Below are 26,837 nucleotides of genomic sequence, written 5' to 3'. Positions count from 1 at the left end.
GCCGCGCCGTTAGTCGATCCGGATGGCGTGTTCGCGCGCGATCTTGCCCCAGCGCTGGATATCGTCCAGCCAGAAGGCCTGGAACTGCGCGCGCGACATCGGGTCCGGCTGCACGCCGGCGCCGTCCCAGACTTTTTTCAGTTCCGGCGTCTCCAGCGCCCGCTCGATGGCGTCATGCATGCGGTCCATGATCGCGGGCGGGGTGCCGGCCGGGGCCATTACGCCATACCAGCTGGAGACGGCGAAGCCGGGGGCCACCGTCTCGCCCAGGGTGGGCAGCGCCGGCAGGGCGGGCGCGCGCGCCTGGCTGGTGACCGCGATGGCGCGCACGGCGCCCGAGCGGGTCTGGGCCAGGGCCAGCGGCATGGTCTCGAACATCAGGTCCACCTGGCCGCCCAGCAGGTCGCTCATGGCCGGCGCGCTGCCGCGGTAATGCACGGCGACGGCCTTCACGCCCGCCACCGACTTGAACCACTCCATGCTCAGGTGCTGCAGGGTGCCCGGGCCGCCGGTGGCGTAGTTGGCGCTGTCGCCCTTTTGCTTCATCCAGGCGACCAGCTCCTGTGGGGTGTTGACCGGCAGCTTCTTGTTGACGATGACGACGTTGGGCGTGGTGCCTATGCTCGCCACGGCGACCAGGTCGCGCTCGGGCTTGAACATCAGGTTGTGGTTGACCGTGGCGCCGATGGCGTGATGGACCGCGCCCATCAGGAAGGTGTAGCCGTCGGGGGTGGCCTTGGCGGCGTAGTCCGCGCCCAGCATGCCCCCGGCGCCGCCCCGGTTCTCGACGATGACGGTCTGGCCGAGGACGGCGCCCAGCTGGGTCGCCAAGGGCCGGGACAGGATGTCCAGCGAGCCGCCGGGCGCGGCCGGCACGATCAGCCTGATGGGCTGCTGCGCGGGCCAGGTGGCGGCCTGCGCGCCACAGGCGGCGAGGGCGAAGAGGGCGGCCAGCCAGCCGCGTGCCCGGTTCCCCTTGGGGCGGTTGCCTTGCATGGTTTGTCTCCCGCCGCGTCATGGCGCGGCTTGTCATGGATGGTGTCGTGGGGGGTCAGTGCTTGCCGTGCCCGCGCGACAGCGGGCGTCGGGCGATGTCGCGGATGCGCTCCCAGTCGGGGGTGAAGCCCAGGCCCGGGCGCTCGGGCAGCGGCAGCCAGCCGGCCTCGGGCTGGGGCAGCCCGTCGAAGATCTGCTCGCAGACCTTGACGGCGACGGTGTGGTACTCGATGAAGCCGCCGTGCGCCAGGCCGGCGTGCAGGTGCATGTTGTGGAAGGGCCAGGCCCCGCCGTTGGCGATGGCGATGTTGCAGGCCTGGGCCATGCCGGCGATGCGCAGGCATTGTGTGAAGCCGCCGGTGATGGCGACATTGGGTTGGGCGATGTCCAGCGACCCGGCGCGGAAGAAGTCCGCGAAGCGCGCGGCCAGGCCCTCGTTCTGCCCGCCGGCCAGCGGCATGGGCGCGCGCCGGCGCAGGTCGGCCAGGGCGTGGGCGTCGTTCTGCGTCAGGGGTTCTTCAAAAAAAGCGATATCGCAGTCGGCCAGGCGCGCGGCCAGCACGCGGGCGTGGTAGGGGTCCAGGCTGCAATTGGCGTCTATGCACAGCTCGATGTCCTGGCCCACGCGGGCGCGGACCGCACGCACCCGCGCTTCGTCCTCGCGTATCAGCTCGGACAGGGGGCGGGGTTCGTCGCGCCGTTGCAGGCCATGGTTGCCCACGGTCATTTTCAGGCGCGAGAAGCCGCGCTGCACCCATTGCGCGGCCGCTTCGGCCAGTTGTTCGCGATCCAGGAAATTGAAGCCAAAGGTGGCGTAGACGGGCACGCGGTCGCGCGCGCCGCCCAGCAGGCGCCACAGCGGCAGGCCCAGGCGCTGGGCCTTCAAGTCCCACAGGGCGATGTCGATGGCGGCCATGGCGTGGGCGGCATAGCCGCTCTGCCCGCGCGGCGTGAGCAGCCAATAGAGTTTTTCCCACAGTTTCTCGCTGTCCATGGCCGATTCGCCCCGCAGCGCGTCGGCGGCGATGTGCTCGATGGCGGCGGCCACGACTTCTTCTTCGGTGATGGCCGTGAAGCCGCAGCCGCTCAGGCCGCAGGCGGTGTCGATGCGCGCCAGCACGCAGGACAGCGTGCTGCGTTTTTCGCCGCCCGGCACGGGCATGGCGACCTCGATGTTCAAGGGGATGGCGGATACCTGGGTGATGGCCATGTCCGCGCCGATGTGCTGCATGATTGTCTCCGTGTTGGGCTTTCCGGCGTTATAGGTCGGCCGGCGCGGCGCGGACAATCGCGTTTTTCTCAAACGGCTTTCGATTTCGGTTAAGGCTGGGTGCTGGTCAGCAGGTGGGCGATCAAGGCCTGCGCGCCGGGAGACGGCTCGCGCTGCTGCGGCCAGCCCAGCATGAGCTGGCGCCGCGCCCAAGGGTCGCTCAGGCGGATCTGCCGCAGCCGTCCCAGGGTCACATAGGATTGCGCCACCCGCGCCGGCACCACGCCCACGCCGATGCCGCTTTCGGCCATGCGGCAGACCGCGTCGAAGCTGGTGACCTGGATGCGCAGGCGCAGCATGCGGCCGGCCTGGGCCGCCGCGCGCTCCATCTGGGTCAGGATGGCGGTGCCGCGATACAGGCCCACGTGGTCATGCTCCAGTGTCTGCTCGAAGCGCAGCGCGCCGCGCCGCCGCGCCAGGCTGTGGCGGGGATGCGTGACGCAGACCAGGGTGTCGGCACGATACGGATGGCAGTGCACGTTGGCGGCCGCATAGCCGCCGTCGAACAGCCCGAGGTCGGCCCGGTCGGTCTGCAGCAGCTCGACCGCCGAGCGGCTGGTGTGCTCCTCGAGTTCGATGCGCACGCGCGGGTTGCCCTGCATATAGCCGTGCAGATCCTCCGGCAGGAACTGCACGATGGCCGCCGAGTTGGCCACGATGCGCACGCGGTCCTCCACGCCGTTGGCATAGTCGCGCAGATCGTCTTCCATGGCGCCGGCCAGCGCCGCCATGCGGCGCGCGTGGGCGATGAAGATCTCGCCGGCCGGCGTGGGCTTGACGCCGCGCCGGTGGCGCAGCAGCAGGGCCATGCCCACGCGCGCCTCCAGGTCGCTGATGCGCTTGCTGGCCGCGGCCACCGAGAGGTGGCGGCGGTTGGCGCCCGCGCTGATACTGCCGTGGTCGGCGATGGCGATCAGCAGCCGCAGCGCCGCGATATCGAGTTGGGACAGGGTGCTCATGGCTTTCAGAGGTCCTGCAGGGCCAGCACGATCTGCTCGGCGAACCATTGCACCGCTGGCTGGGAGGCGTGGTAGGTGTGCACATGCACGCGGACTTCGAACTCGGGGATCTCCACCGGCAAGTCCATGCTGCGCAGCTGGCCGTATGACTCGAAGACGCGCGCCACGCGCAAGGGCAGGGTGGCCAGCAGATCGCTTTGCGCGATCAGCCCCGGCAGGACCGTGAAGTGCGGGATGCGCAGCGCGATCTTGCGGTGTATGCCCTGGGCGCGCAGGGTGTCCTCCACATGCTGGTGCGCGAAAAACGGCGAGGTCACCAGCACATGGCGCGCGGCCAGGAAGGCCGGCAGCGTCAGCGCCTTGGCGGATGCCGCCGGATGGTCCCGCGCCATGAGGCAGACATAGTGCTCGCGGAACAGCAGGCGGTTGTGCAGCTTTTCGTGCAGCATGGGCAGGTTGCCGATGGCCGCGTCGACCTTGCTGGCGGCCAGGTGTTCGATCAGGGTGTCGACCGGCACCTGGACCACTTCCAGGTCGGCCAGCGGCGCCACGCGCCGCATATGCGCCACCAGCGGCGGCAGAAAGCACAGTCCGCCGATATCGGACATGGCCACGCGGAAGCGCCGCGTCGTGCTGGCCGGATCGAAGGGGCTGGCGAGTTCCTGGGTGCTGTCGATGCAAGCCAGGGCCTCCTGGAAAGCGAGGTAGATCTGCTCGGCGCGCGGGGTGGGCGCCATGCCCCGGCCGTCGCGCACGAAGAGCGCGTCGCCGTATGACTGGCGCAGCTTGGCCAGGCCATAGCTCACGGTGGGTTGCGTGAGCGCCAGGCGCTCGGCGGCCAGGCTGACGCTGCGCGTCTCGAATACCGCCACCATCAGGCGCACGAGATTCAGGTCGAGGCGGGCCTCGCCAAGGGATTGCATGGCCGGGTCTCCATGGCGCGGCGCGCCTGTTCTTGATTATTGATGGCATCGATATGAAACATACCAACCATCGATTGTATGGATTGTAGTTCCCCTCCTACTATGCCTCCAAATTGATGACGGCGGCGCCAGGCCGCCCGGGAGACAAGGGGTTATGGAGCGTTCATTCGCACGCGAAGTGGGCAGTCTTGCGCTGGGCGCGGGCGAGGTGTTTCACGGCGAGGGCATCCTCGCGGTGACCAAGGCCTTGCTGCAATCCGGCGTGAGTTACATCGGCGGCTACCAGGGCGCGCCCGTGTCGCACCTGATCGATGTGCTGGGCGATGCGCGCGAGCTGCTGGACCAGCTGGGCATTTATTTCGAGAACAGCGCCTCGGAAGCGGGCGCGGCGGCCATGCTGGGCGCCTCCATCCATTATCCGGTGCGCGGCGCGGTGACCTGGAAGTCCACCGTGGGCACCAATGTGGCTTCGGACGCGCTGTCCAACCTGGCCTCGGCCGGCGTCACCGGAGGGGCCCTCATCATCCTGGGCGAAGACTACGGCGACGGTTCCAGCATCATCCAGGAACGCACCCATGCCTTTGCCATGAAGTCGCAGATCTGGCTGATGGATCCCCGGCCCAACCTGAGCTCCATCGTCAATGCGGTCGAACAGGCGTTCGAGCTGTCGGAAGCCAGCCAGACGCCGGTGATGATGCAGCTTCGCATCCGCGCCTGCCATGTGCATGGCCGTTTTGTCTGCAAGGACAACGTGGCGCCCCGGGTGTCCACGCGCCAGGCCATCGCCGACGGCAAATTCGATTATTCGCGCATCAACCTGCCGCCCTCGATCTACGAGCATGAGCGCCAGAAGGTGCAGGTTCGCTGGCCGGCCGCGCTGGAACATATCCGCCGCGCCGGCCTGAATGAAACCTTCCCCGGCAAGCGCGCGGCCCTGGGCCTCATCGTGCCGGGCGGCCTGTACAACGGCCTGATCCGCGCCCTGCAGCAGCTGGGGCTGGCCGATGTGTTCGGCGCCAGCGAACTGCCCATCCATGTGCTCAATGTGGTCTATCCGCTGGTGCCCGACGAGCTGGAGGCCTTCTGCGCCGGCAAGGACGCGGTGCTGGTGATCGAGGAGGGCCAGCCCAATTATCTGGAGGAGGCGCTGACGGCCATGCTGCGCCGCGCGGGCCTGGCCACGCGCGTGCACGGCAAGGACGTGTTTCCGATGGCGGGCGAATACAGCGGCGAAGTGATGCTGCGCGGCGTGGCCGCCTATCTGGACCGCGCCCAGCCCGAGGCCGGCGGCGGCGCGGCCGCGCACGGCCTGACCCGCCACAAGCAGGCCGCCGCGCAGGCGCTGGGCGAGCCGGTGCCCAACCGCCCGCCGGGTTTTTGCGTGGGCTGCCCGGAGCGGCCCGTGTTCTCGGCCATCAAGATGGTGCAAGAGAAACTGGGCCCGCTGCACATCAGCGCCGACATCGGCTGCCACACCTTCGGCACGCTGGCGCCCTTCAATATCGGCAGCACCGTGCTGGGCTACGGCCTGGGGCTGGCGAGCTCCTCGGGCATCGCTCCGCTCATGGGGCGCCGCGTGGTGAGCGTGATGGGCGACGGCGGCTTCTGGCACAACGGCTTCACCAGCGGCGTGGTCAACGCCATGTACAACAACCAGGATTCGGTGCTGGTGATCTTGAAAAACGGCTATACCTCGGCCACCGGCACGCAGGCCATCCCGTCCTCGCCGTCGCAGCCGGCGGCCAAGCCGCTGACGCTGGATATCGAGACGGCCCTGCGCGGCGTGGGCGTGAAGTGGCTGCGCAAAGTGCCCAGCTACCAGGTCGCCGACATGAAGCGCACCCTGAACGAGGCCATGACCACGGCCGAGGGCGGCCTGAAGGTCATCATCGCCGATGGCGAATGCCAGCTGGAGCGCCAGCGCCGCATCAAGCCGCGCAATGCGCAGCGCCTGAAGCAGGGCCTGCGCGTGGTGCGCACGCGCTTCGGCATCGACGAGGACGTCTGCACCGGAGACCACTCCTGTATCCGGCTGTCGGGCTGTCCTTCGCTGTCGGTCAAGCCCAATCCCAGCCCCTTGCGCAGCGATCCGGTGGCCACGGTCAACCAGGGCTGCGTGGGTTGCGGCCTGTGCGGCGAAGTGGCGCATGCCGCCCAGCTGTGCCCGTCTTTCTTCAAGGCCGAGATCGTGCAGAATCCCCGGCCATGGGAGCGGCGCCTGGCACGCTGGCGCGAACGCCTCATCCACGCCATGGCCGGCCGCGCGCCGCGGGGAGCGGCCGCATGACCGCGCCCGTGACCCTGTTGATCGCCGCGCTGGGAGGCGAGGGCGGCGGCGTGCTGGCCGACTGGATCATCGCGGCCGCCACCGCGCGGGACTATCCGGTGCAAAGCACGTCCGTGCCCGGCGTGGCGCAGCGCACGGGCGCCACCAGCTATTACGTCGAGATCCTCCCCGTGCCGCGCGCCGAGCTGGGCGGACGCGAGCCGGTGTTCTCCCTGGTGCCTTATCCGGGCGATGTGTCCATCGTCGCGGCGTCCGAACTGGTGGAGGCCGGGCGCATGCTGCAGGGCGGCTATGTCCATCCGGAGAAGACCGTGCTGGTGGCTTCGACCCACCGCGAGTACGCGGTCTCCGAGAAATCGGCCATGGGCGACGGCCGCTACGAGAGCCGGCGCGTGGCGGATGCCGCGGCCGCCCTGGCGCGCGAGGCGATCCTGTTCGATATGTCGGTGCTGGCGGCCCGTCATCGCACCGTCATCAATACCGTGCTCTTCGGCGCCATGGCCGGCAGCGGCGCGCTGCCCTTCGACCGCCAGGCTTGCGAGGACGCGATCCGGCAGTCGGGCAAGGCGGTGCAGGCCAGCCTGGCGGGATTTGCCGCCGGTTATGCGCGGGCCAGGGGCGAGGTCCAGGACGAGGCCGCCGGGCCGGCGCCGGCCATGCCGGCCATGCCGGCCATGCCGGCCATGCCGGCCATGCCGGCCCGCGTGGCCGCCCTGCCGCCGGCCTTGCGCGAGGTGGCCGCCCGGGGCGCCGAACTGGCGGCGGATTACCAGGACCGCGCCTATGCCGATCTCTACCTGGACCGCGTGGAGCAGGTGCTGCAGGCCGAGCAGGCTTATGGCGATGCCGGCCTGGAGGTCAGCCGCGAGACGGCGCGCTACCTGGCCTTGTGGATGAGCTATGAGGATGTGATCCGCGTGGCCGATCTCAAGACGCGGCGCGAGCGCCTGGCGCGCGTGCGGCGCGAGGTAGGGGCCGGCCAGGGCGAGCCCTTGCACCTTACCGAGTTCCTCAAGCCCGGCCTGGACGAGGCCTGTTCCGTGCTGCCCGCCGGACTGGCGGGCTGGCTGCGGCGGCGGCTGGCGCGGCGCCTGGGCAAGGGCGGCGTGGACCTGCATGTGCGCACCAGCACCGTGGGCGGCTTCGCCTTGCTCTGCCTGTTGCGCGGCCTGCGCCGCTGGCGGCCCCGCACCGAGCGCTATGCGCGCGAGCAGGCCATGATCGAGCGCTGGCTGCAGGCGGTGCGCGCCCTGCTGCCGGGCTCGCCGCGCGCGGCCCTGGAGCTTGCCTTGTGCGGCAACCTGGTCAAGGGCTATGGCGAAACCAGCGAACGGGGCCACCGCAATCTGGCGGCCATCCTGGACGACGCCGGCCAGGCCGGCGCCGGCGAGGAGCTGGCCGGGCGCATCGCCGCGGCGCGGCGCGCGGCGCTGGCCGACCCGCAGGGCCAGGCGCTGGCGCGCGCGCTGGACCTGCCCGCCCCGCCCCTGGTGGAACAGCCCCTGCGCTTTGTGCGCAAGCCCGCCGGGTCCTGATCCGCCATTGCCCATCTTCCGCATCGCCGCGACAGACGGCGGGCGGGCCCAGCCGTCCAATAACAACGAGGAGACAAACGATGAAGCGCATATTGACCCGCCGGCTGCCCGCCGCCCTGGCCTGTGCCGCGGCGGTGCTGGCGGCCCCCGCGCAGGCCGAGCCGGCCCCGATCAAGATCGGGGCCGTGGTCTCGGCCACGGGACCCGCCGCTTTCCTGGGCGACCCGGAACAGAAGACGCTGCAGCTCTATGTGGACAAGCTCAACGCCGATGGCGGGATCCTGGGACGCAAACTGGCGCTCACCCTGTATGACGACGCCAGCGACGCCAACAAGGCCAATGCCTTCGTGCGCCGCCTGATCATGCAGGACGAGGTCGACGTCATCGTCGGCGGTTCGACCACGGGGTCCACCATGGCCATGGTGCCGCAGGCGCAAAGCGCCAAGATACCCTTTGTGTCGCTGGCGGCGGCCAGCGTCATCGTCGAGCCGGTCAAGCCCTGGGTCTTCAAGATGCCGCACTCCGACCGCATGGCCGCGGCCAAAGTGCTGGAGGACATGAAGAAGAACGGCTTGACCCGCATGGCGCTGCTGTCGGATACGGGCGGCTTCGGCAAGTCGGGGCGGACCGAGACGCTGAAGCTGGCGCAGCGCATGGGCGTGGAAGTGGTCGACGACCAGCAGTACGGCGAGCGCGACACCGATATGACACCGCAGCTCACGCGCATCAAGTCCAGCCATGCCCAGGCCGTGTTCGTGTTCGGCACGGGCCAGGCGCCGGCCATCATCGCGCGCAATTACCGGCAATTGGCCATGAAGCTGCCGCTCTACACCAGCCACGGCCAGGCCTCGATGGAGTTCGTGCGCCTGTCGGGCGAGGCCGCCGAGGGCATACGCATGCCTTCGCCGGCCTTGCAGGTGGCCCGCAGCCTGCCGGCCAGCGATCCGCAGCGCGAGGTCAGCGTCAATTACGCCGAGGCCTTCGAAGGCCGGTACAAGGTCGAAGTCTCGACCTTCGGCGGCTATGCCCATGATGGCCTGCTCATGGTGGCCGACGCCATCCGGCGCGCCGGCGGCACCGACCGCGCCAAGCTGCGCCAGGCGCTGGAAGACACCAAGGGCTTCGTGGGGGTGAGCGGCATCTACACCATGACGCCCGAGGACCACATGGGCCTGGACATCTCGGCCTTCCGCATGGTGGAGGTGCGCGAGGGCGTCTTCCAGGCGCTGCCCTGAGCCGCGCGGCGCGGACAGCGCCGGGGCGCCATGTCCCGCACGGCCATGGCGCCCCGGCTCCCCGACAGGCAGGACTTCCTCCATCGAGACTCGCATGGCTGACTTTGCGCAATTCGTCTTCGCCGGGCTGACCACGGGCGCCATCTACGCCCTGGCCGCCCTGGGCTTTTCCGTCATCTACAACGCCAGCGGCGTGATCAATTTCGCCCAGGGAGATTTCCTGATGATAGGCGGCATGGTGGCCGCCACCCTGGCCGCTTCCCAGGTGCCCTTGCCGGCGGCGGCCGCGGCGGCCGTGGCGGTGGGCATCGCCGTGGGGCTGCTGCTCTACCTGCTGGCCATCCGGCCGGCGCGCGACGCCAATGTGCTGTCGCTCATCATCATCACCATCGGCGCGTCGCTCTTCATCCAGGGCGCGGCGCAGTGGGTGCTGGGCAAGAACCAGCGCACGCTGCCGGCGTTCAGCGGCGACGAGGCGCTGTCCCTGGCCGGCGCCTATGTGTTGCCGCAAAGCCTGTGGGTCTGGGGCGTATCGCTGGCCATGGTGCTGGCTTGCGCCGTCTTCTTCAGGCTGACGCTCACGGGCAAGGCCATGCTGGCGGTGGCGGCCAATCGCCTGGCCTCGCAGGCCGTGGGGATCAGCACCTCGCGCATCCTCATGTTGTCCTTCGGCATGGCGGCCGGCTTGAGCGCCGTGGCCGGCGTGACCGCCGCGCCCATCACCACCACGGTATACGACCTGGGGCTCATGCTCGGCATGAAAGGCTTCGTGGCCGCCACCCTGGGCGGACTGGGCAGCGGCGTGGGCGCGGTGGCCGGCGGCCTGCTGGTGGGCCTGCTGGAAGCCTTCGTGGCCGGCTATGTGTCCTCGGCCTACAAGGACGCCGTGCCCTTCCTGCTCATCATCGTCATCTTGTTGTTCATGCCGCAGGGCATCTTCGGCAAACGCAGCGCGGAGCGGGTATGAAGACACTTCCGGTACGCCCCTCGCTATGCGCGCTGGCCCTGGCGCTGGCGCTGCTGCCGCTAGCCTTGGGCAACAACTTTCTCATGGACCTCGCGGTGCGCATCTGCCTGGCCGGCATCGCCGCCGTCGGGCTGAACCTGCTGATGGGCTTCGCCGGCCAGGTCAGCATCGGGCATGCCGCCTTCGTGGCCATCGGCGCCTATGGCGCGGGCATCCTGACGGCCCGCCTGGGCTGGCCGCCGCTGGCGGCGATGGCGGCCGCCGTGCTGGGCGCGGCCGCGGTGGCCTACCTGGTCGGCAAGCCCATCCTGCGGCTGCGCGGCCATTCGCTCACCATGGCCACGCTGGGCCTGGGCATCATCGTCAACATGATTCTCGTCAATGAGGTCGATTGGACAGGCGGGCCCGATGGCATGCCGGTCGGGCCGCTGGAAGTCATGGGCCATGCGGTCGAGGGCATGGGCATGTGGTATGGCCTGGCCGCCGTGCTGCTCTTCGGCGCCGTGGCGCTGTCGCTCAACCTCTATGACTCGCCGGCCGGGCGGGCGCTGCGCGGCCTGCATGGTTCGGAGGTCGCGGCCCGGGTGGCGGGCGTGGATGTCGCGGACTACAAGGTCAGGGCCTTCGTGGCCTCGGCCGTCTTCACCTCGCTGGCCGGCGGCCTCACGGCGCATTACCTTGGCTTCATCACGCCCTCGCTGGCCGGATTCACCTATTCCGTGGAGCTGGCCACCATGGTGGTGCTGGGCGGCATGGCCTCGACGTTCGGCGCGGTGCTGGGCGCGGCCCTGCTCACCGTGCTGCCGCAGCTGCTGGGCGGCCTGCACGAGTACGAAATGATGGGCTTCGGCCTTATCCTGATGCTGACCATGATCTTCTTGCCCAAGGGCCTGGTGCCCACGCTGCAACACTATCTGCGCCGGAGGCCGTGATGCTGGAGGTCAAGGGATTGACACGTTTCTTCGGCGGCGTGGCCGCCGTGCAGGATGTGAGTTTCCGTGTGCGCGAGGGCGACGTCCATGCGGTGATCGGGCCCAATGGCGCGGGCAAGACCACGCTGTTCAACCTGATCAGCGGCGTCTATGCGCCCAGCGAGGGCGACATCCTGCTCGACCGCAAGCCGATCGGCGGCATGGCGCCCGAACAGTTGGCGCGGCGCGGCGTGAGCCGCAGCTTCCAGAACCTGCAGGTGTGCATGAACATGACGGCGCGCGAGAACGTCATGCTGGGCGCGCACCTGCGCCAGCGGGCCGGCCTGCTGGTCGGCCTCATGGGATGGACGCGCGCGGCTGACCGGCGGCTAGCGCGCGACGCCCTGGCCTGGATGGAGATGGCCGGCGTGGGCGAGTATCGGGAGCATCATGCCTCGCAGCTGTCCTTTGGCGCGCTCAAGCGGCTGGAGATCGCGCGCGCGCTGGCCGGCGAGCCGCGTCTTCTGCTGCTGGACGAGCCGGCCGCGGGCCTGAACGACAGCGAAACGGCCGAACTCACCCGGCTCATCCGGCGCATCGCCGGGACCGGCATCACCATCCTGCTGGTCGAACACGATATGCGGCTGGTGATGGAGATTTCCGACCGCATCCTGGTGCTGGACCATGGCAGACGCCTGGCCGAAGGCAGCGCGCAGGAGATCCGCGCCGACGAAAAAGTGATCCAAGCCTATCTGGGAGCCGCCAGCCATGCAGAATGAATCCGCGGCGCCGGCCGGGGCGCTCACCGTGCGCGGCCTGAAGGCGGGCTATGGACGCATCGAAGTGCTGCACGGCATCGACCTGGACCTGCCGCGCGGCCAGCTCGTGGCCCTGGTGGGCGCCAACGGCGCGGGCAAGACCACCCTGCTGCGCGCCTTGTCGGGCCTGGTGCCCACGCGCGCCGGCCGCGTCGAACTGCTGGGCCGGGACATCAGCCGCGACCCGCCGGACAGCCGGGTGCGGGCCGGCCTGGCGCAGGTGCTGGAAGGACGCCAGGTGTTCGGGCCGCTGTCCGTCGAAGACAATCTGCTTCTGGGCGGCTATGTGCGCGCGCGCCAGGCGCGTGAGCGCATGGACGAGATGTTCGCGCTCTTTCCCGTGCTGGCCGAAAAGCGGGCACTGGCCGCCGGCATGCTGTCCGGCGGCCAGCAGCAGATGCTGGCCATCGCGCGGGCGTTGATGAGCCGGCCGCGCGTACTGCTGCTCGATGAACCGTCCATGGGCCTGGCGCCGCTGCTGGTGCGCGAAGTGCTGGACGTGGTCGCCCGCCTGCGCGACCTGGACATGCCCGTCCTGCTGGTGGAGCAGAACGCCCGTGCCGCCCTGGCCCTGGCCGACCATGCCTATGTGCTGGAGGTCGGGCGCATCACCGTCTCGGGCAGCGGGCAGGCGCTGCTGCGGGACCCGCGGGTGATGGCGGCGTACCTGGGATTGTGAAATGCCGCGGCGCCGGGGGCGAGTCTTCCGGCGGATGGCGAGGCTTCGCCGAGGTGGCAACGCGACATATCCTTAGTCGCAATTGTGCGTTTGCCGGCGCGGCGTATCGCCTTAGGCTATGGGCAGCCGCGCGCAGAACGCGCGCGGGCCCGCCTTCCCGGGGCTTTCCGGGCGCATGACGCAGGAGATTTCTTCGTGGCCATTCCATCCATCAACGCGCGCAACCAGTTCCGGGGCAAGATCAAGGAGATCGTGTTCGGTTCCGTGGTGTCCGAAGTCGACATCGAAACACCGGCCGGCGTCGTGACCTCGGTGATCACGACGCGGTCGGTCAAGGAGCTGGACCTGCAGGTCGGCACCGAGGTGCTGGCCTTTGTCAAGGCAACCGAGGTCTCGGTCGCCAAGCTTTGAGCCGGGCCTCAGGCGGCCGCGCGCGCGCCACGCGCGGCCGCCGCCGGATGCGCCGGACGGTGCAGGCCCAGGTGCTCGCGCAGGGTGCTGCCCTGGTACTCGCTGCGCACCAGGCCCCGGCGGCGCAGCTCGGGCAGGGCCAGTTCGATGAAGTCGTCCAGGCCGCCGGGCAGCCAGGGCGACATGATGTTGAAACCGTCGGCGCCTTCTTCCTCGAACCACTGCTGCAGCTGGTCGGCCACGCGCTTGGGCGTGCCCACGATCTGCTGGTGTCCGCGGGCGCCAGCGATGCGCAGGTACAGCTCGCGTATGCTCAGGCCGTCGCGGCGGGCCAGGTCCGCCAGCAGCTGCTGGCGGCTCTTGCCGCCATTGGTCTCCGGCAGCTCGGGCAGGGGGCCGTCGACCGGATAGCCTCTGAGATCGGCGCCTATCATGTTCGACAGCAGCTGCACGCCGACCACGGGATGGATGAGGTCCTGCAGCCGCGCGAATTTCTCTTCGGCTTCTTCCTGGCTGCGGCCGATGACGGGGAAGATGCCGGGCATGATCTTGATCTGGCCGGGATCGCGGCCATAGACCTGGGCGCGTTGCTTGATGTCGCGATAGAAGGCCTGGGCTTCGTCGAAGGTCTGGTGCGCCACGAAGATGACTTCGGCCGTGCGCGCGGCCAGGTCGCGGCCGGCGGGCGAGGCGCCGGCCTGCACCACCACGGGCCGTCCCTGCGGCGAGCGCGCCACGTTCAAGGGCCCGCGCACGCGGAAGTGTTCGCCGCGGTGATTGAGCGGGTGCACTTTGCCGGGATCGAAGTACTGGCCGCTGGCGGCGTCGCGCACGAAGGCGTCGTCCTCCCAGCTGTCCCACAGGCCCAGCACCACATCATGGAACTCGGCCGCGCGCGCATAGCGCCGGGCGTGGTCCACATGCTCATCGAGATTGAAGTTCTGCGCTTCGCCCTGGCCGCTGGAGGTCACCAGGTTCCAGCCCGAGCGCCCGCCGCTGATGTGATCCAGCGAGGCGAATTTGCGCGCCACATGATAGGGCTCGTTGTAGGTGGTCGATACGGTGGCGATCAGGCCGATGCGCTCGGTCACCATGGCCAGCGCCGAGAGCAGCGTCAAGGGTTCGAAATGGTCGCTGCGGGCGGTGCGCGACAGCGAGTCCAGCTCGCTGTTGCGCACTCCCACCGCGTCGGCCAGGAAGATGGCGTCGAACTTGGCGGCTTCGGCGCGCCGGGCCAGGTCCGCGTAATGGCGGATGTTGACGCCGGCGTCGGCCTGGGCGCCGGGGTGGCGCCAGGCCGCGATATGGTGGCCGGTCTGCATCAGGAAGGCGCCGAGCTTGATCTGTCTTGTCGTCATCAGGGTCTCCGGAGACTCACCAGGCCATGCGCAGCGAGGCGAGAGAGGGCTGGGGCAGGGGGCGTTCGCGGGGCAGGTCCTCGCCGGCGCCCGGCGCCAGGAAGTCCGACAGCACGTCGTCGCGGATCTGGATGAAGCGCGGATCGCTGCGGTTGCGGGCGTGGGCCAGCGGCACCGGCACGATGCGCCGGATGCGGCCCGGACGCGGCTGCATGACCACGATGCGATCGCCCAGGAACACGGCTTCTTCGACATCGTGGGTGACGAGGACCATGGTGATGCGCTCCTTCTGCCAGATGCGTTGCAGCTCGGCCTGCAGGCGCGCCCGCGTCAGCGCGTCCAGCGCGCCGAAAGGCTCGTCCAGCAGCAGCACCCGGGGCCGGTTGACCAGGCCGCGCGCGATCGCCACGCGCTGGGCCATGCCGCCCGAGATCTGGTGCGGATAGGATTGTTCAAAGCCCTCCAGTCCGACCAGCGCGATGTGCTCGGCCACGCGGTCGCGCTTCTCGGCGGCGCTGGCGCGCGCATTGCGCAGGCCCACGGCGATGTTCTGCGCCACCGTCAGCCAGGGGAAGAGCCGGTGATCCTGGAACACGATGCCGCGCTCCGGGCCGGTCCCCCGCAGCGGCTCGCCGCCCAGGGTGATCTGGCCCTCGTACTGGGCGTCCAGCCCGAGGACCAGGCGCAAGAGGGTGGACTTGCCGCAGCCGCTGGCCCCGACGATGGAGAGGAATTCGCCCGCCGGGATATGCAGGTCGATGCCGTCGAGCACCTGGAGCGCGCCGCTGTCGGCCTGCGGGCTGGCGTAGCGCTTGCCCACGCCTTGCAGCTGCAGGTCCAGCGCGGGAGAAGAAGTCGTTGTCATGCGGGTCTGTCCTGTGGTTATTGCGCGGCGCCGCGCAGGAAGGCGAGGCGGCGTTCGATGAGGCGGGCCAGGGCGTTCATCAGCCAGCCCACCAGGCCGACGACGAACATGCCGAAGATCACCAGGTCCATCTGGAAGTGCTCGCTGCCCTCGATGAGCAGATTGCCGATGCCCACGCCGGCCACCAGCAGATACTCGGCGCCTATGGTGGCCAGCCAGGAATAGATCAGGGCCAGGTAGACGCCGGTGAAGATGGCGGGCGTGGCCGCCGGCAGCACGACATGGATGAAGGTCTGCAGGCGGGTGTAGCCATAGACCCGGGCCACTTCCAGCAGGGCCGGCGGCGTGCCGCGTATGCCGTCGCAGGTGTTGACCACCACGGGCACGAGGGCGGCCAGGGAGAGGAACACCACCTTGGCGGTGTCGCCCAGCCCGAACCACACCGAGATCAGCGGGATCCAGGCAAACAGCGAGATCTGCTTGAAGGTGTTGAAGCTCGGGCCGACCAGGCGGTTGAAGGCGCGCGAGACGCCCAGCAGGGCGCCCAGCAAGAGGCCGGCCGTGGTGCCGATCACAAAACCGGTGAGTTCGCGCGCCAGGCTGGCGCCCAGGGCGCGCCAGAGCTTGCCGGTGAGGATCTGGTCGGCGGCCGTCTGCAGCACCTTGCCCGGCGAGACCAGCAGGGCGGAGTTGACGACGCCGGCCTGCGAGGCCGCCCACCAGACGAGGATGGCGGCGGCCGGCAGCACCAGCCCGCGCCAGCGGCGGTGGTTTTCGTCGACGGGGGACAGCTCGCTCATGGCCGTTCTCCCAGGGCGGCGGGTGCGCGGCGCGCACCGATGAAGCGGGCCTCGCTCCCGTCGAGCAGGCGGTCGATGGCGTAGCCCACCGCGCCCACCACGATGACGGCGGCCATGACCAGGTCGAGTTGGAACAGCTGACGGCCGTAGACGATGAGATAGCCCAGCCCTTCGCTGGAGGCGACCAGTTCGACCACGACCAGGGATAGCCAGGCCTTGGTGAAGCCCAGCCGCAGCCCGGTGAAGATGGTGGGCGTGGCCAGGGGCAGGATCACTTCGAGTACTTCCTGGCGGCGGGTGTAGCCATAGACCCGCGCCACTTCGCGCAGGGCAGGGCTGGCCAGCCGGAAGCCCTGCAGCGTGTTCAGGGTCACGGGCACCAGGGCGGCCTTGGCGATCAGGATGTATTTCAGCGGTTCGCCGATGCCCACCAGCAGGAGCACGAAGGGCAGCCAGGCCAGCACCGGGATCTGCACCAGGGCATTGAAGGTGGGCAGCAGATAGGCTTGGAGCGGGCGCCACAGGCCCATGGCGGTGCCCAGGGCCAGGCCCAGCAGGCTGCCGCCGGCAAAGCCGATGATCACGCGCGCCATGCTGGCGCGCAGATTCAGCCACAGGTCGCCGCTGGTGGCCAGGTCGCGCAGCGTGTCCCAGACATAAGCGGGCGGCGGCAGGACCTGGGGCGAAATCCATCCCTGCGCGGCGCCCAGGTGCCACAGCGCGTAGAGCGACAGCGGCAGCAGCCAGGGGGCGATCTGCCACGCCAGGGCGCGGCCGTCCAGCGCGATCCCCGGCAGGCGGGGCAGGCTCAAGGTGCTCATGCGGGCTCCTTTGTCGTGGACGGGTCAGCGGGCGCTGGCCTGGCGCGGCGCGGCCTGGACCTTGCCGCTGGCGTCGTAGCGCGGCCAGTACTGGGTCAGTCCCTGGGTCTTGAGCGCCTGTTCGAGATAGCGCGTATCGAACCAGCCGTCCACCGAGACTTCGCGGCGGATCAGCTTTTCTTTCAGCGCATCGGCGGCCACGGCCTTGTAGCGCGCGATGATGAAATCATCGACCAGGGGCGAGTTGCGCGTGGCCAGGTCCTGCTTGTCGAACTCGGCCGCCCAGGAGGCATAGGGCACGCCGCTCTTTTCCCAGATCTTGAACAGCGCATCGCGGTTGTTTTCATCGGACGCCCATTTGGCGGCCTGCACGAAGACATCGACCACTTTCTGCACTTGGGCCGGGTTGTCGCGCTCGAACTCTTCGCGCACCAGCAGCGAGGCCTGGCGCGTGTAGGCCGGGTCCTGGCCCTGGGTGGAGTAGATGACCTTGGCCAGTCCCTGGTCGCGCACCTTGAACCATTCATAACCGCCGAAGGCCGCGTCCACGCCATGCGAGACCAGGGCGGCCTGGGCGCTGCCCGAATCCAGGTTCACGCCCTTGATATCGCGTTCGGCCAGGCCATGCGCGGCCAGCACGTTGATGGCGACCAGATGGCCGTTGGTGCCCCGGAAGATGGATACCTTGCGGTCCTTCAGGTCTTCGATGCGCGCCAGCGGGGAGGCCGGCGGCGCCACGACATACAGGTTGTTGCGCGCGCCGCTGACCAGCAGCAGCTTGGTCTTCAGGCCATTGGCGCGGCCCACCACCTGGGGCAGGTCGCCCTGGTAGGCGAAGTCGATCTGCTTATTGGACAGGGCTTCGTTCACGGCGGGACCGGCGCCCTTGAAGAACAGCCACTCCACCTTGACGCCGTCGGCCTTGAAGGCCTCTTCCAGCGCATTGTTGGCGCGCACCACGCCGCCGGGCGAGCCGCCCCAGGTGATGGGGTCGCCGCCGCCGGCGGTGGCCACGCCGATGCGGACCACATCGGCGGCCTGGGCGGCGCCGGCGGCCAGCGCGAGGAACAGGGCCGCCCGCGCGGCCGTCTTGGACAGCTTGTTCATGCATTCACTCCAGGAATCAGGCGGCTTTGGCCTGGGGGGCGCGGTTGAGCTTGCGCTCGACCTCGGTGCCGGCGAAGAAGGCCGGGTTGGCCTCGGTGTAGAAACGGTAGGGATTGCCGAAGACAAAGGCCTTGAAGTCCTCGGCGCTGATCACGCCTTGCTCGACCAGGTCCCAGCTCTCGGCCAGCGGCTCGGTCAGATCGGGCACATCCCAGTGGCCGACATCCGAGGACCAGATGGCATTGATCTTCACGCCCAGCGGATGGACACGCTCATTGAAGGCGGCCGCCACGGTGCGGTCGTCGGCCTCGGAGCCGAAATAGAAGCTGTTGACCCAGCGGTCGCGGATGTCCTCGACCTTTTCGATGCCGGCCAGGGCGAAGTCGTCCAGCTCGTCGGGGTTGGGGTCGCGGCTGTGGGGCAGGGCGGAGATGCCCAGGCTGTCGCGCAGCAGCTGGGCCGGGTCCAGCTCGCGGCCGCGGATGAAGTCGGCGCCGTAGCGCTCGAACAGGTTCTTGAGCAGCGCCAGGTCGGCATTGGCCGGGTTGTAGTTCTGCACGGCCTGGCGATTGCGCTTCTCCCAGCGGTCCACCAGATGGGTGTAGACGTGCGAGCCCCAATCCGCGCCGCCTTCGAGCAAGGCCACCCGCAGGCCGGGGAAGCGGCGCGTCACGCCGCCGAAGAACAGCGCCTTGGCGAAGGCCTGGGAGCCATCGGCGAAGTGGCCGATGTGGTTGAACATATAGTTGCTGATCGAGTGCCGGCCGGTCCAGCCCTGGCTGCCGTAATGCGTGGTCACCGGCACGCCGAGCTCGACCACCTTGGCCCAGAAGGGATCGTAGTCGTGCTCGCTGTCGATGCCGTAGAAGTCGATGTAGTGCGCGTGCTTGGCGATCTCGGGATACTGCGCGGCCGGGTATTTGTCGGCGATGGCCTTGATGGGGCGCTTGACGCCGCCGGCGATGTTGATCACCTTCAGGCCCAGTGTCTTGACTGCGAACTCCAGTTCCTCGATGCCCTCCTGGGGCGTGTTCAGCGGGATGCCGGCCACCGGCGTGAGGCGGTCGCTGTACTTGCGGTACTGGTCGGCGTGGAAATGATTGATGGCGCGGTGCAGCGCCTGGCGCGTGTCGTCGCGCGCGGCCAGCGGGGCCAGCACATCATTGGGAAACAGCACCGAATAATCCGAGCCCTGTTCGGCCAGGCGCTCGTAGAGCAGCTCGGGCAGGGTGTAGGTGGCCAGGTCCAGGGTGTTGCGCGTCACGCGCGCCCACCAGGGCGCGCGCAGGGTGCGGTGGTACTGGCGCTCCTCGGGCGTCTGGGCATACCAGTCGCGGCCCTCGGCCTTGGTCGCGAAACGCGAACCCAGCGCGCGGCGCAAGGCGTCCACCAGCTTGGCGCCGCCATAGTGCTGCACATAGTCTTCCAGGATGGGGGCGTAATCATTGACGTGGACATCGGTGTCGATCACCGGATAGTCCAGGGTGGCTTTCACGGCGGCGGATCGCGAGGCTTGGACACGGCTGAGGCGGTCGTTCATGGCTGGCTCCAGAAAAGAAAAAGACGGGCACCACTGCTGTCGAAGACTCTAAGACAGCAGGGATGCCCGCCCAACGAAGGATTCGTTCTTTTCTTGTGCTTATGAGCAAATGCCAAGGCGGCACGAAGCGCCGGCGCCCGAAGGGGTTCCTTCCGCGACGATCCTGGCCAGCGGCGCCTACAGTTCGCCCATCATGCCGGCCCGCACTTCGAGCAGGTGTTCGCGCACCCCGGCGCTGGCGGCGCGGGCGTCGCGCTGGCGCAGGGCGTCGACGATGGCGCGATGCTGGGCGCGGTAGCGCGCCAGCCGGGCCGGCGTGAGGCTGCGCTGTTTGAGGGCTTCCCACTCGGGCTGTTTGCGCACGCCATTGATGGCGTCGTACAGGTCGGTGAGCAGATTGTTGTGCGCGGCCGCCAGGATGGCCTGGTGCAACGCCCCGTCCCAATACTCGAAATCCAGCACGCTGGCGGCCTGTTCGCTTTGTTCCAGGCAATGCGCGATCTGTTGCAGGTCGCGGCCGCTGGCGCGGGTGGCCGCCAGTTCGACGAACTGGGGCTCGATCTGCAGGCGCAGCTCCATGACTTCGGCGGGGCTGGCGCCGTGGATGCGCTGCAGGAGCGATTCGGCCGCATTGACGGCCGGCGCCGGGTTGTCCGCCACGAAGGTGCCGCGCCCGACATGGCGCGTGATGACGCCATCTTGCTCGAGCTGGCTCATGACTTTGCGCAGCGTGTTGCGGGCAATGCCGAATTGCGCGACCAGCTCGCGCTCGGGCGGGAGGCGGTAGCCGGGCGGCCAGGTGCCGTCGGCCACGCGCTTGCGCACATGCTGCAGCAGGGCGGCGCTGCCGTGCTGGGCCTTGTTGCGCAGGCCTCGCGTACTGTCAGGGGTATTCATAGACATCCTTTTTTGATCCAATTCTAATCCAATTTTCCGGTCAAATACTAGGTGTTTTCTCTAGTAAAACCCGAGTTTCTGCTGACTGTATCAATCGGATGGGTCATAATGGTTCACGAATTCAACAATTGGATCAATATTGGATCAATATGAAGCTCCTCACCTATCTTGATAGCGCTGGCCAGACTCGTGTGGGACGCCTGGCCGGCGAAGGCGAAGTCCAGGCCCTGGCCTACGCCGACGGCCGGCCCGTGACGGACCTGGCCGCGCTGATTGCCGGCGGCGCGCCGCTGTCCACGCTGCGTGGCGACGGACAGGTCCTGGCCTTGCGCGGCGTGAAGCTGCTGGCGCCCATCCCCAAGCCGGCGCGCAATATCTTCTGCGTGGGCAAGAACTACCGCGATCACGCGCAGGAGTTCACCAAGAGCGGTTTCGATGCCGGGCAGACCGCCGCGGCCGACGCTATTCCGGAGTTCCCCATCGTGTTCTCCAAGACGCCGCAGACGGTGGTGGCGCACGGCGAAGCGGTCTGGGACGCGGCCGGCGTCAGCGAGGCGCTGGACTACGAGGCCGAACTGGCGGTGATCATCGGCCGTGGCGGGCGCGGCATCCGGCGCGACCAGGCCATGGACCATGTGTGGGGCTACACCATCCTCAACGATGTGACCGCCCGCGACTGGCAGAAGCGGCACAAGCAATGGCATATGGGCAAGTCCTTCGACACCTTCGGGCCCATGGGGCCGGTGGCGGTGACGGCCGACGAGATCGACGGCGGCAACCTGGACTTGAAGTGCTGGATCAATGGCGAGCTGCGCCAGGACGCCAATACGCGCGATCTGATCTTCGATATTCCCACACTGATCGAAACCCTGTCGGCCGGCATCGCGCTGATGCCGGGCGACATCATCGCCACGGGCACGCCCGAGGGCGTGGGCATCGGTTTCAACCCGCCGCGCTTCCTGCGGCGCGGCGATGTCATGACCATAGAAATCGCCGGCATCGGCCGGCTGGAAAACGAGGTGGGCGCATGAGTTCCGAACGCATCAACGGCCTCTGGGTCGAAGACTCCGGCACGGGCGGCGAGGCCGTCTTGTGCATCCATGGGCTGGGCGGCAGCTCCAACTTCTGGTCGCCCGTCATGGAGGCCTTCGGCGACAAGCGCGTGATCCGGCCCGATCTGGCCGGCGCCGGGCGCAGCGGCGACCCTCCGGGCGCGATCAGCATCGCCAGCCATGTCGCCGCGCTGGCGGGCGTGCTCGATGCCCTGCAGATCGCGCGCGCCCATGTGGTGGCGCATTCCATGGGCACCATCATCGCCCAGCACCTGGCCGTGGCGCACCCGGAGCGCGTCAGCTCGCTGGCGCTGTTCGGCCCGCTGGCCGCGCCGCCCGACGCGGCGCGCGAGCCCACCCGCAACCGCGCCCGCGCCGCGCGCGGCGGCGCGGCCGCCATGCAGGAGATCGCCGACGCGATCTGCAAGGCCGCCACCAGCGCGCAGACCAAGAACGAGCGGCCGGTGAGCCTGGCGCTGGTGCGCGAATCGATCATGCGCCAGCCGCCCGAGGGCTACGCGCTCAATTGCGAAGCGCTGGCCGAAGCCCAGGCCGCGCCGGTCGAGCAGCTCGCGATGCCGGTCCTGCTGGTGACGGGCGATGAGGACGGCGTGGGCACGCCGGCCGGCACCCAGGCGCTGGCCGGCCGTCTCAAGGACGCGCGCCCGTTCGTGCTGCAAGGCTGCGGCCACTGGACCACCTACGAGAAACCATTCGAATGCGCCCGCCTGCTGGCGGACTTCTACAAACGCTGAAGACAAGAACAGCGAGGAGACAAGGGCATGGACAGCATTGCAATCACCAATGTTTCGATCTTCGACGGCAGCGGCGCCGATCCCTATCGGGGCGAGGTGCTCGTCAAGGGCAATCGCATCGAGGCCATCGCGCGCGCGGGTGAATACCTGCAGACCGGCGACGCCAAGATCATCGATGGACACGGCGCTTTCCTGATGCCGGGCATGACGGAGGCGCATACGCACTTCTCCTGGAATGACCAGCCCAGCCTGGCGGCGATCCAGTTCATGCCTCCCGAGGAACACATTCTGTGGTGTGTGCGCGTGGCCAGGCGCTACCTGGAAATGGGCTGGACGAGCGCGCTGGGCGCGGCCACGGCCAAGCCGCGCCTGGATGTGGTGTTGCGCAACGCGGTCAACGCGGGCGAGTTTCCCGGCCCGCGCTACCTGGCCGGCAGCCAGGAGATCACCACGGCGGGCAATCTGGGCGACAACACCTTGCCGCACCTGCCCTTCGAGGAACTGAACTTCGGCGCCGTGTGCAGCGGCCCCGAGGATATGCGGCGCATCGTGCGCATGTTCGTGAAGTTCGGCGTCGACCAGCTGAAGATCAACCTATCGGGCGAATACATCGCCGGCATTCCGGCCGAGGCCAATCCTTTCTCCGAGGAGGAGATCGCCATGCTGGCCGCCGAGGCGCGCCTGGCCGGCAAACGGGTGGCCGCGCATGCACGCTCCAAGGAATCGGTCAAGACCTGCATCAAGCATGGTTTCGAACTCATCTTCCATGCCAGTTTTGCCGACGAAGAGGCGCTGGACATGCTGGAGGCGGCCAAGGACAAGCACTTTGTCGCGCCCGGCCTGGGCTGGCTGGTCAATACCCTGTACAACGCCTCGGCTTTCGGCATCACCGAGGAGATCGCCTCCAAGATGGGCTACAAGCGCGAACTGGAAATGGCCTCGGAGACGCTGACCAAGATGCACAAGCGCGGCATCCGGGTGCTGCCCGGCGGCGACTATGGCTTTGCCTGGATGCCGCATGGCACCAATGCGCGCGACCTGGAATACCTGGTGAAGTATGTGGGCATGACACCCAAGGAAGCCCTGGTGTCGGCCACCAAGCTGGGCGGCGAGCTGATGATGCGGCCCGATGAGCTGGGCCTGCTCAAGGAGGGCTATCTGGCCGACATCATCCTGGTCGACGGCAATCCCATCGAGGACTTGAGCCTGTTGCAGGATGCCGACCGGATTCTCATGGTCATGAAGGATGGCGAGCTGTTCAAGAACAGCCGCCCGCTGTTGCCGGCGCGCGGCCTGATCCGCTCGGCGCCGGCCAACGAGGCGGCGGTGCGCCAGGCCGTCTAGCCGGCGGCCCCGCGCCGCGGGGCCGTCCCTCTCCAGACCGGCAGGCTTTCAAGAAAGGGACGCGCCCCTCGGGGCGCGTCCCTTTGCGTGCCGCGGCGCCGTGCGCGTCGCGCCAGGGTTTCCACCAGTGCGCCATCCATTGACAGGGCCAGTTTGGCTTCCTAAGATGACTCACGATTCATCAATCATAAAAGCCGCCGCGCAGACGGCCGGCGCATGGAGACTCGCACATGGCGTCCAAGCCAGACACCGGACCGCTGCTGGCCCTGTTCCGCACGATGAAAACCATCCGCGCCGTGGAGAGCAGCCTGGTGCGCCTGTTCGCCGACGGCGAGGTGCCGGGCTTCATCCACTTGAGCCTGGGCCAGGAGGGCGTGGCCGCCGGGGTGTGTTCGGTGCTGGGCGCCGACGACACGCTGGCCACGACGCATCGCGGCCATGGCCATGTGCTGGCGCGCGGGCTGTCGCTGCCGGCCTTCTTCAAGGAGGTCATGGGGCGCGAGGGCGGCATCTGCCGGGGCCGGGGCGGCTCCATGCATGTGGCCGACATGGATCTGGGCATCCTGGGCGCCAATGGCATCGTCGGCGCCGGCATCCCCATCGCCATGGGCAGCGCGGTGGCCCACCAGGTGCGCGGCAACGGCGCCATCGCCGTGGCCTTTTTCGGCGATGGCGCGATGGCCGAGGGCGTGCTGCACGAGACGCTGAACATGGCCCGCCTGTGGCGCCTGCCGTTGTTGCTGGTGTGCGAGAACAACGGCTGGTCGGAGTTTTCGCCCAGCAGCCGGCAGCTGGCTTTCGCGCTGCGCGACCTGGCCGGGGCCTTCGGCATCGACTATCAGGCGGTCGACGGCAATGACGCGGCCGCCGTGGCCGCCTCGGCCGCGCGGGCCGCCGAACGACTGCGCCGCGGCGAAGGGCCGGCCGTGCTGGAGTGCGCCACCCGCCGCATCCGCGGCCACTACGAGGGTGATCCCCAGAAGTACCGCGCCGGCGAGGACCTGGCCCTGGAAGGCGAGGACGATCCGCTGGCGCGGACGCGCGCCGCGCTGCGCAAGGCGGGCGTCAAGGAAGAGGTCCTGGCGGCGCAGGAAAGCGAAGTGGACGCGCGGGTGGCCCAGGCCATCGAGGCCGCGCGCGCCGATGCGCTGCCCGCCTACGAGGCGGCCCGCCTCGATGTCTACACCGTGCCGGCTTGAGGGACACGCCATGAAGGAAATGAAGTTTGCCCAGGCCGTCAATCAGGCGCTGGCCGATGCCATGCAGGCCGACGAGAGCGTCATCCTGCTGGGCGAGGACATCGGCGAAGCCGGCGGCTCATTCAAGGCCACGCGCGGCCTGATGGAGCGCTTCGGCGCCGGCCGCGTGCGCGACACGCCGATCTCGGAATCCAGCCTGGCCTCGCTGGCCGTGGGCGCGGCGATGAGCGGCACGCGCCCGGTGGTGGAGATCATGTTCATGGACTTCATTACGCTGGCCATGGACGCGCTGGTCAACCAGGCCGCCAAGGCGCGCTTCATGTTTGGCGGGCGCTCCAGCGTGCCCATGGTGCTGCGCACGCCGCATGGCGGCGGCTTGAACGCCGGGCCGCAGCATTCGCAATGCCTGGAGGCCTGGCTGGCCCATGTGCCGGGCCTGAAGCTGGTCTGCCCGGCCACGCCGGCCGATGCCTACGGGCTTCTGCGTTCGGCCATCGAGGACCCGGACCCCGTGGTCTTTATCGAGCACAAGGCCATGTACGGCATGAAGGGGGAGGTGGACGGCACGCCCGTGCCCATCGGCCAGGCGCGCATCGCGCGCCCCGGGCGGGACGTGACGGTGGTCTGCTACGGCGCGGCGGTGCACACCGCGATGGCCGCGGCGCGGACGCTGTCGGCCGAAGGGATAGAGGTTGAGGTGGTGGACCTGCGCAGCCTGCAGCCCTGGGACAGCGCCACGGTGCTGGCTTCGGTGGCGCGCAGCCATCGGCTGGTCATCGCGCACGAGGCCGTCGGCGCCTTCGGTATCGGCGCGGAAATCGCGGCCCATGTCGGCGCCGAAGCCTTCGACGAACTGGACGCGCCCATCCTGCGGGTGGCCGCGCCTTTCATGCCCGTGCCTTTCGCGCGTTCGCTGGAAAAACATTATGCGGTGACCGAGGCGCGCATCTGCGCGGCGGTGCGCGAGTCGGTTTCTTGATGAGGAAGGCTCCATGAGCAACGAACAAGTGATCAAGCGCGAACAGCGCGGCAACGTCGCCATCCTGACCATAGACCGGCCCAAGACGCTCAATGCGCTGGACATTCCCACTTTGCTGGCGCTGGAACAGGCGCTGGAGCAGGCCGAGTGCGACGCTGGCGTGCACGTCATCGTGGTGACCGGCGCGGGCGAGCGCGCCTTTGTGGCCGGCGGCGATATCGCCGACCTGGACAGCCGCGAGGGGCTGGCCCACTACCTGGAGTTCGCCGAGGTCATCCATCGCGTGTTCCGCCGTTTCGAGGATTGCGACAAGCCGACGCTGGGCGCCATCAACGGCTGGGCGTTGGGCGGGGGCACGGAGCTGTTGCTGACCCTGGACATCCGCCTGGTGGCCGACAATGCCCGCCTGGGCCTGCCCGAGATCAACCTGGGGCTGTTCCCGGGGGCCGGCGGCACGCAGCGCCTGCTGCGGCAGATCGCGCCTTGCCGCGCCAAGGAATTGATGTTCACCGGCGATCAGATCGACGCCGCCGAGGCGGTGGCCCTGGGCCTGTGCAATCGCGCCGTGCCGGCCGCCGAGCTGATGGCGCGGACCCTGGAGATGGCCGAGCGCATCGCGCGCAAATCGCCCCTGGTGCTCAAGCTGCTCAAGCGCAATCTGCGCCAGGGCGTGGAAATGCCCTTGGGCGCGGCGCTGGCCCATGAGCAGGCCATGATAGGCCTGGTGCTGGATAGCCGCGATGCCCACGAAGGCTGCCGCGCCTTCCTGGACAAGCGTGCGCCGGACTTCAAGGGACATTGACCGTGCGCCGCGAACTGCTCATGCCCAAGCTGGGGCTGACCATGACCGAAGGGCTGGTGGCCGACTGGATGGTCGCGCCGGGCCAGGCCTTCGGCGCGGGCCAGGGCGTCTTCGTGGTGGAGACCGACAAGGTCGCCAACGAGATCCCGGCCGAGGCCGCCGGCACGCTGGCCGAGATCCTGGTGCCGGCGGGACAGAGCGCGCCGGTGGGCGCCGTGCTGGCCTATTGGGAAGATGGACAGGCGGCCGGGGCAGGCGCAACGGCGCGGGCGGCCGCGGCGGCCGGGGCCGCCACGTCGGCGCCCGCTACCCCGGCGCCCGCCGCCG

General features: G+C 68.9%; 26 protein-coding genes. 15 read left to right on the top strand and 11 right to left on the bottom strand.

The window, feature by feature from the left end; all coding sequences use genetic code 11:
- Positions 1–9: 9 nt before the first annotated feature.
- The 4 genes from AXA74_RS18445 to AXA74_RS18430 all read right to left on the bottom strand — a co-directional run bounded on the left by AXA74_RS18445 (position 10) and on the right by AXA74_RS18430 (position 4,148).
- Positions 10–996: a Bug family tripartite tricarboxylate transporter substrate binding protein gene (locus tag AXA74_RS18445; RefSeq protein ID WP_032962925.1), complete on the bottom strand. Its 987-nt coding sequence runs from the start codon at positions 994–996 to the stop codon at positions 10–12.
- A 55-nt stretch (positions 997–1,051) separates the two neighbouring features.
- The gene (locus AXA74_RS18440) at positions 1,052–2,227 is read right to left on the bottom strand and encodes a mandelate racemase/muconate lactonizing enzyme family protein (protein WP_080666645.1); all 1,176 of its coding nucleotides are present in this window, start codon (positions 2,225–2,227) and stop codon (positions 1,052–1,054) included.
- An 89-nt stretch (positions 2,228–2,316) separates the two neighbouring features.
- Positions 2,317–3,225 carry a LysR family transcriptional regulator gene (locus tag AXA74_RS18435; RefSeq protein ID WP_029581439.1) on the bottom strand — a complete coding sequence of 303 codons (909 nt, stop codon included), beginning with the start codon at positions 3,223–3,225 and terminating at the stop codon, positions 2,317–2,319.
- Between the two features lie 5 nt (positions 3,226–3,230).
- Positions 3,231–4,148 carry a LysR family transcriptional regulator gene (locus AXA74_RS18430; protein ID WP_032979085.1) on the bottom strand — a complete coding sequence of 306 codons (918 nt, stop codon included), beginning with the start codon at positions 4,146–4,148 and terminating at the stop codon, positions 3,231–3,233.
- A 154-nt stretch (positions 4,149–4,302) separates the two neighbouring features.
- On the opposite strand from AXA74_RS18430, the gene AXA74_RS18425 reads away from it, so the two are divergent.
- From AXA74_RS18425 to AXA74_RS18390, 8 genes are all read left to right on the top strand, one after another.
- Positions 4,303–6,435, top strand: a complete 2,133-nt coding sequence (locus tag AXA74_RS18425) for a thiamine pyrophosphate-dependent enzyme (protein WP_032979083.1) — start codon at positions 4,303–4,305, stop codon at positions 6,433–6,435.
- Entirely contained in the window at positions 6,432–7,970 is a 1,539-nt protein-coding gene (locus AXA74_RS18420; RefSeq protein WP_060833241.1) for an indolepyruvate oxidoreductase subunit beta family protein, read from the top strand. The genes AXA74_RS18425 and AXA74_RS18420 overlap by 4 nt, the downstream gene beginning before the upstream one ends.
- An 80-nt stretch (positions 7,971–8,050) precedes the next feature.
- Positions 8,051–9,205, top strand: coding sequence for an ABC transporter substrate-binding protein (locus tag AXA74_RS18415; RefSeq protein ID WP_032979079.1), 1,155 nt, complete (start codon positions 8,051–8,053; stop codon positions 9,203–9,205).
- A 94-nt stretch (positions 9,206–9,299) separates the two neighbouring features.
- The gene (locus AXA74_RS18410) at positions 9,300–10,172 is read left to right on the top strand and encodes a branched-chain amino acid ABC transporter permease (RefSeq protein ID WP_029581434.1); all 873 of its coding nucleotides are present in this window, start codon (positions 9,300–9,302) and stop codon (positions 10,170–10,172) included.
- Positions 10,169–11,104, top strand: a complete 936-nt coding sequence (locus AXA74_RS18405) for a branched-chain amino acid ABC transporter permease (RefSeq protein ID WP_029581433.1) — start codon at positions 10,169–10,171, stop codon at positions 11,102–11,104. The genes AXA74_RS18410 and AXA74_RS18405 overlap by 4 nt, the downstream gene beginning before the upstream one ends.
- On the top strand, positions 11,104–11,862 hold the full coding sequence (locus tag AXA74_RS18400) for an ABC transporter ATP-binding protein (protein ID WP_032979077.1): 759 nt from the start codon (positions 11,104–11,106) through the stop codon (positions 11,860–11,862). Before AXA74_RS18405 ends, AXA74_RS18400 begins: the two co-directional genes overlap by 1 nt.
- Positions 11,852–12,580, top strand: a complete 729-nt coding sequence (locus AXA74_RS18395) for an ABC transporter ATP-binding protein (RefSeq protein WP_032979075.1) — start codon at positions 11,852–11,854, stop codon at positions 12,578–12,580. Before AXA74_RS18400 ends, AXA74_RS18395 begins: the two co-directional genes overlap by 11 nt.
- Positions 12,581–12,775: 195 nt before the next feature.
- On the top strand, positions 12,776–12,991 hold the full coding sequence (locus AXA74_RS18390; protein ID WP_029581430.1) for a TOBE domain-containing protein: 216 nt from the start codon (positions 12,776–12,778) through the stop codon (positions 12,989–12,991).
- Positions 12,992–12,999: 8 nt separating this feature from the next.
- On the opposite strand, the gene AXA74_RS18385 is transcribed toward AXA74_RS18390, so the two are convergent.
- The 7 genes from AXA74_RS18385 to AXA74_RS18355 all read right to left on the bottom strand — a co-directional run bounded on the left by AXA74_RS18385 (position 13,000) and on the right by AXA74_RS18355 (position 20,379).
- Complete coding sequence (locus tag AXA74_RS18385) at positions 13,000–14,349, bottom strand: LLM class flavin-dependent oxidoreductase (RefSeq protein WP_029581429.1); 1,350 nt, start codon at positions 14,347–14,349, stop codon at positions 13,000–13,002.
- A 16-nt stretch (positions 14,350–14,365) separates the two neighbouring features.
- Positions 14,366–15,214: an ABC transporter ATP-binding protein gene (locus AXA74_RS18380; RefSeq protein WP_029581428.1), complete on the bottom strand. Its 849-nt coding sequence runs from the start codon at positions 15,212–15,214 to the stop codon at positions 14,366–14,368.
- Between the two features lie 17 nt (positions 15,215–15,231).
- Positions 15,232–16,014 carry an ABC transporter permease gene (locus AXA74_RS18375; protein ID WP_032979073.1) on the bottom strand — a complete coding sequence of 261 codons (783 nt, stop codon included), beginning with the start codon at positions 16,012–16,014 and terminating at the stop codon, positions 15,232–15,234.
- On the bottom strand, positions 16,011–16,835 hold the full coding sequence (locus tag AXA74_RS18370) for an ABC transporter permease (protein WP_032955323.1): 825 nt from the start codon (positions 16,833–16,835) through the stop codon (positions 16,011–16,013). Before AXA74_RS18370 ends, AXA74_RS18375 begins: the two co-directional genes overlap by 4 nt.
- A gap of 24 nt (positions 16,836–16,859) precedes the next feature.
- Positions 16,860–17,942, bottom strand: a complete 1,083-nt coding sequence (locus tag AXA74_RS18365; protein WP_032955324.1) for an ABC transporter substrate-binding protein — start codon at positions 17,940–17,942, stop codon at positions 16,860–16,862.
- Between the two features lie 16 nt (positions 17,943–17,958).
- The gene (locus tag AXA74_RS18360; RefSeq protein WP_029581424.1) at positions 17,959–19,482 is read right to left on the bottom strand and encodes an amidohydrolase family protein; all 1,524 of its coding nucleotides are present in this window, start codon (positions 19,480–19,482) and stop codon (positions 17,959–17,961) included.
- A 177-nt stretch (positions 19,483–19,659) separates the two neighbouring features.
- Complete coding sequence (locus AXA74_RS18355) at positions 19,660–20,379, bottom strand: FadR/GntR family transcriptional regulator (RefSeq protein ID WP_029581423.1); 720 nt, start codon at positions 20,377–20,379, stop codon at positions 19,660–19,662.
- A 149-nt stretch (positions 20,380–20,528) separates the two neighbouring features.
- On the opposite strand from AXA74_RS18355, the gene AXA74_RS18350 reads away from it, so the two are divergent.
- The 7 genes from AXA74_RS18350 to AXA74_RS18320 all read left to right on the top strand — a co-directional run.
- Positions 20,529–21,410 (top strand): fumarylacetoacetate hydrolase family protein, encoded by an 882-nt coding sequence (locus AXA74_RS18350; protein WP_029581422.1) that lies wholly within the window; start codon positions 20,529–20,531, stop codon positions 21,408–21,410.
- On the top strand, positions 21,407–22,186 hold the full coding sequence (locus tag AXA74_RS18345; protein ID WP_029581421.1) for an alpha/beta fold hydrolase: 780 nt from the start codon (positions 21,407–21,409) through the stop codon (positions 22,184–22,186). Before AXA74_RS18350 ends, AXA74_RS18345 begins: the two co-directional genes overlap by 4 nt.
- A gap of 27 nt (positions 22,187–22,213) precedes the next feature.
- Entirely contained in the window at positions 22,214–23,530 is a 1,317-nt protein-coding gene (locus AXA74_RS18340) for a metal-dependent hydrolase family protein (protein WP_029581420.1), read from the top strand.
- 230 nt (positions 23,531–23,760) lie between these two features.
- Positions 23,761–24,729, top strand: a complete 969-nt coding sequence (locus AXA74_RS18335; RefSeq protein WP_032979071.1) for a thiamine pyrophosphate-dependent dehydrogenase E1 component subunit alpha — start codon at positions 23,761–23,763, stop codon at positions 24,727–24,729.
- Between the two features lie 10 nt (positions 24,730–24,739).
- The gene (locus tag AXA74_RS18330; RefSeq protein WP_029581418.1) at positions 24,740–25,708 is read left to right on the top strand and encodes an alpha-ketoacid dehydrogenase subunit beta; all 969 of its coding nucleotides are present in this window, start codon (positions 24,740–24,742) and stop codon (positions 25,706–25,708) included.
- Positions 25,709–25,721: 13 nt separating this feature from the next.
- Positions 25,722–26,510: an enoyl-CoA hydratase/isomerase family protein gene (locus AXA74_RS18325; RefSeq protein ID WP_032979069.1), complete on the top strand. Its 789-nt coding sequence runs from the start codon at positions 25,722–25,724 to the stop codon at positions 26,508–26,510.
- Positions 26,511–26,512: 2 nt separating this feature from the next.
- Positions 26,513–26,837: lipoyl domain-containing protein (locus AXA74_RS18320; RefSeq protein WP_346193904.1), on the top strand; the 325-nt coding region annotated here is incomplete at its 3' end.

This window comes from Bordetella hinzii LMG 13501 (assembly GCF_001548475.1).
Lineage (GTDB): Bacteria > Pseudomonadota > Gammaproteobacteria > Burkholderiales > Burkholderiaceae_B > Bordetella > Bordetella hinzii.
The sequence above is the reverse complement of the archived record's forward strand: the minus strand, read 5'-3'. Positions and strand labels throughout refer to the sequence as shown.

Excerpts from the sequence above, each read along its gene's own strand:
- AXA74_RS18445 (WP_032962925.1), bottom strand. The coding sequence starts at position 996 with ATGCAAGGCAACCGCCCCAAGGGGAACCGGGCACGCGGCTGGCTGGCC.
- AXA74_RS18345 (WP_029581421.1), top strand. The coding sequence starts at position 21,407 with ATGAGTTCCGAACGCATCAACGGCCTCTGGGTCGAAGACTCCGGCACG.
- AXA74_RS18340 (WP_029581420.1), top strand. The coding sequence starts at position 22,214 with ATGGACAGCATTGCAATCACCAATGTTTCGATCTTCGACGGCAGCGGC.
- AXA74_RS18335 (WP_032979071.1), top strand. The coding sequence starts at position 23,761 with ATGGCGTCCAAGCCAGACACCGGACCGCTGCTGGCCCTGTTCCGCACG.
- AXA74_RS18330 (WP_029581418.1), top strand. The coding sequence starts at position 24,740 with ATGAAGGAAATGAAGTTTGCCCAGGCCGTCAATCAGGCGCTGGCCGAT.
- AXA74_RS18435 (WP_029581439.1), bottom strand. The coding sequence starts at position 3,225 with ATGAGCACCCTGTCCCAACTCGATATCGCGGCGCTGCGGCTGCTGATC.
- AXA74_RS18370 (WP_032955323.1), bottom strand. The coding sequence starts at position 16,835 with ATGAGCACCTTGAGCCTGCCCCGCCTGCCGGGGATCGCGCTGGACGGC.
- AXA74_RS18385 (WP_029581429.1), bottom strand. The coding sequence starts at position 14,349 with ATGACGACAAGACAGATCAAGCTCGGCGCCTTCCTGATGCAGACCGGC.
- AXA74_RS18405 (WP_029581433.1), top strand. The coding sequence starts at position 10,169 with ATGAAGACACTTCCGGTACGCCCCTCGCTATGCGCGCTGGCCCTGGCG.
- AXA74_RS18355 (WP_029581423.1), bottom strand. The coding sequence starts at position 20,379 with ATGAATACCCCTGACAGTACGCGAGGCCTGCGCAACAAGGCCCAGCAC.
- AXA74_RS18380 (WP_029581428.1), bottom strand. The coding sequence starts at position 15,214 with ATGACAACGACTTCTTCTCCCGCGCTGGACCTGCAGCTGCAAGGCGTG.
- AXA74_RS18360 (WP_029581424.1), bottom strand. The coding sequence starts at position 19,482 with ATGAACGACCGCCTCAGCCGTGTCCAAGCCTCGCGATCCGCCGCCGTG.
- AXA74_RS18430 (WP_032979085.1), bottom strand. The coding sequence starts at position 4,148 with ATGCAATCCCTTGGCGAGGCCCGCCTCGACCTGAATCTCGTGCGCCTG.
- AXA74_RS18425 (WP_032979083.1), top strand. The coding sequence starts at position 4,303 with ATGGAGCGTTCATTCGCACGCGAAGTGGGCAGTCTTGCGCTGGGCGCG.
- AXA74_RS18350 (WP_029581422.1), top strand. The coding sequence starts at position 20,529 with ATGAAGCTCCTCACCTATCTTGATAGCGCTGGCCAGACTCGTGTGGGA.
- AXA74_RS18415 (WP_032979079.1), top strand. The coding sequence starts at position 8,051 with ATGAAGCGCATATTGACCCGCCGGCTGCCCGCCGCCCTGGCCTGTGCC.
- AXA74_RS18365 (WP_032955324.1), bottom strand. The coding sequence starts at position 17,942 with ATGAACAAGCTGTCCAAGACGGCCGCGCGGGCGGCCCTGTTCCTCGCG.
- AXA74_RS18410 (WP_029581434.1), top strand. The coding sequence starts at position 9,300 with ATGGCTGACTTTGCGCAATTCGTCTTCGCCGGGCTGACCACGGGCGCC.
- AXA74_RS18400 (WP_032979077.1), top strand. The coding sequence starts at position 11,104 with ATGCTGGAGGTCAAGGGATTGACACGTTTCTTCGGCGGCGTGGCCGCC.
- AXA74_RS18420 (WP_060833241.1), top strand. The coding sequence starts at position 6,432 with ATGACCGCGCCCGTGACCCTGTTGATCGCCGCGCTGGGAGGCGAGGGC.
- AXA74_RS18325 (WP_032979069.1), top strand. The coding sequence starts at position 25,722 with ATGAGCAACGAACAAGTGATCAAGCGCGAACAGCGCGGCAACGTCGCC.
- AXA74_RS18440 (WP_080666645.1), bottom strand. The coding sequence starts at position 2,227 with ATGCAGCACATCGGCGCGGACATGGCCATCACCCAGGTATCCGCCATC.
- AXA74_RS18375 (WP_032979073.1), bottom strand. The coding sequence starts at position 16,014 with ATGAGCGAGCTGTCCCCCGTCGACGAAAACCACCGCCGCTGGCGCGGG.
- AXA74_RS18395 (WP_032979075.1), top strand. The coding sequence starts at position 11,852 with ATGCAGAATGAATCCGCGGCGCCGGCCGGGGCGCTCACCGTGCGCGGC.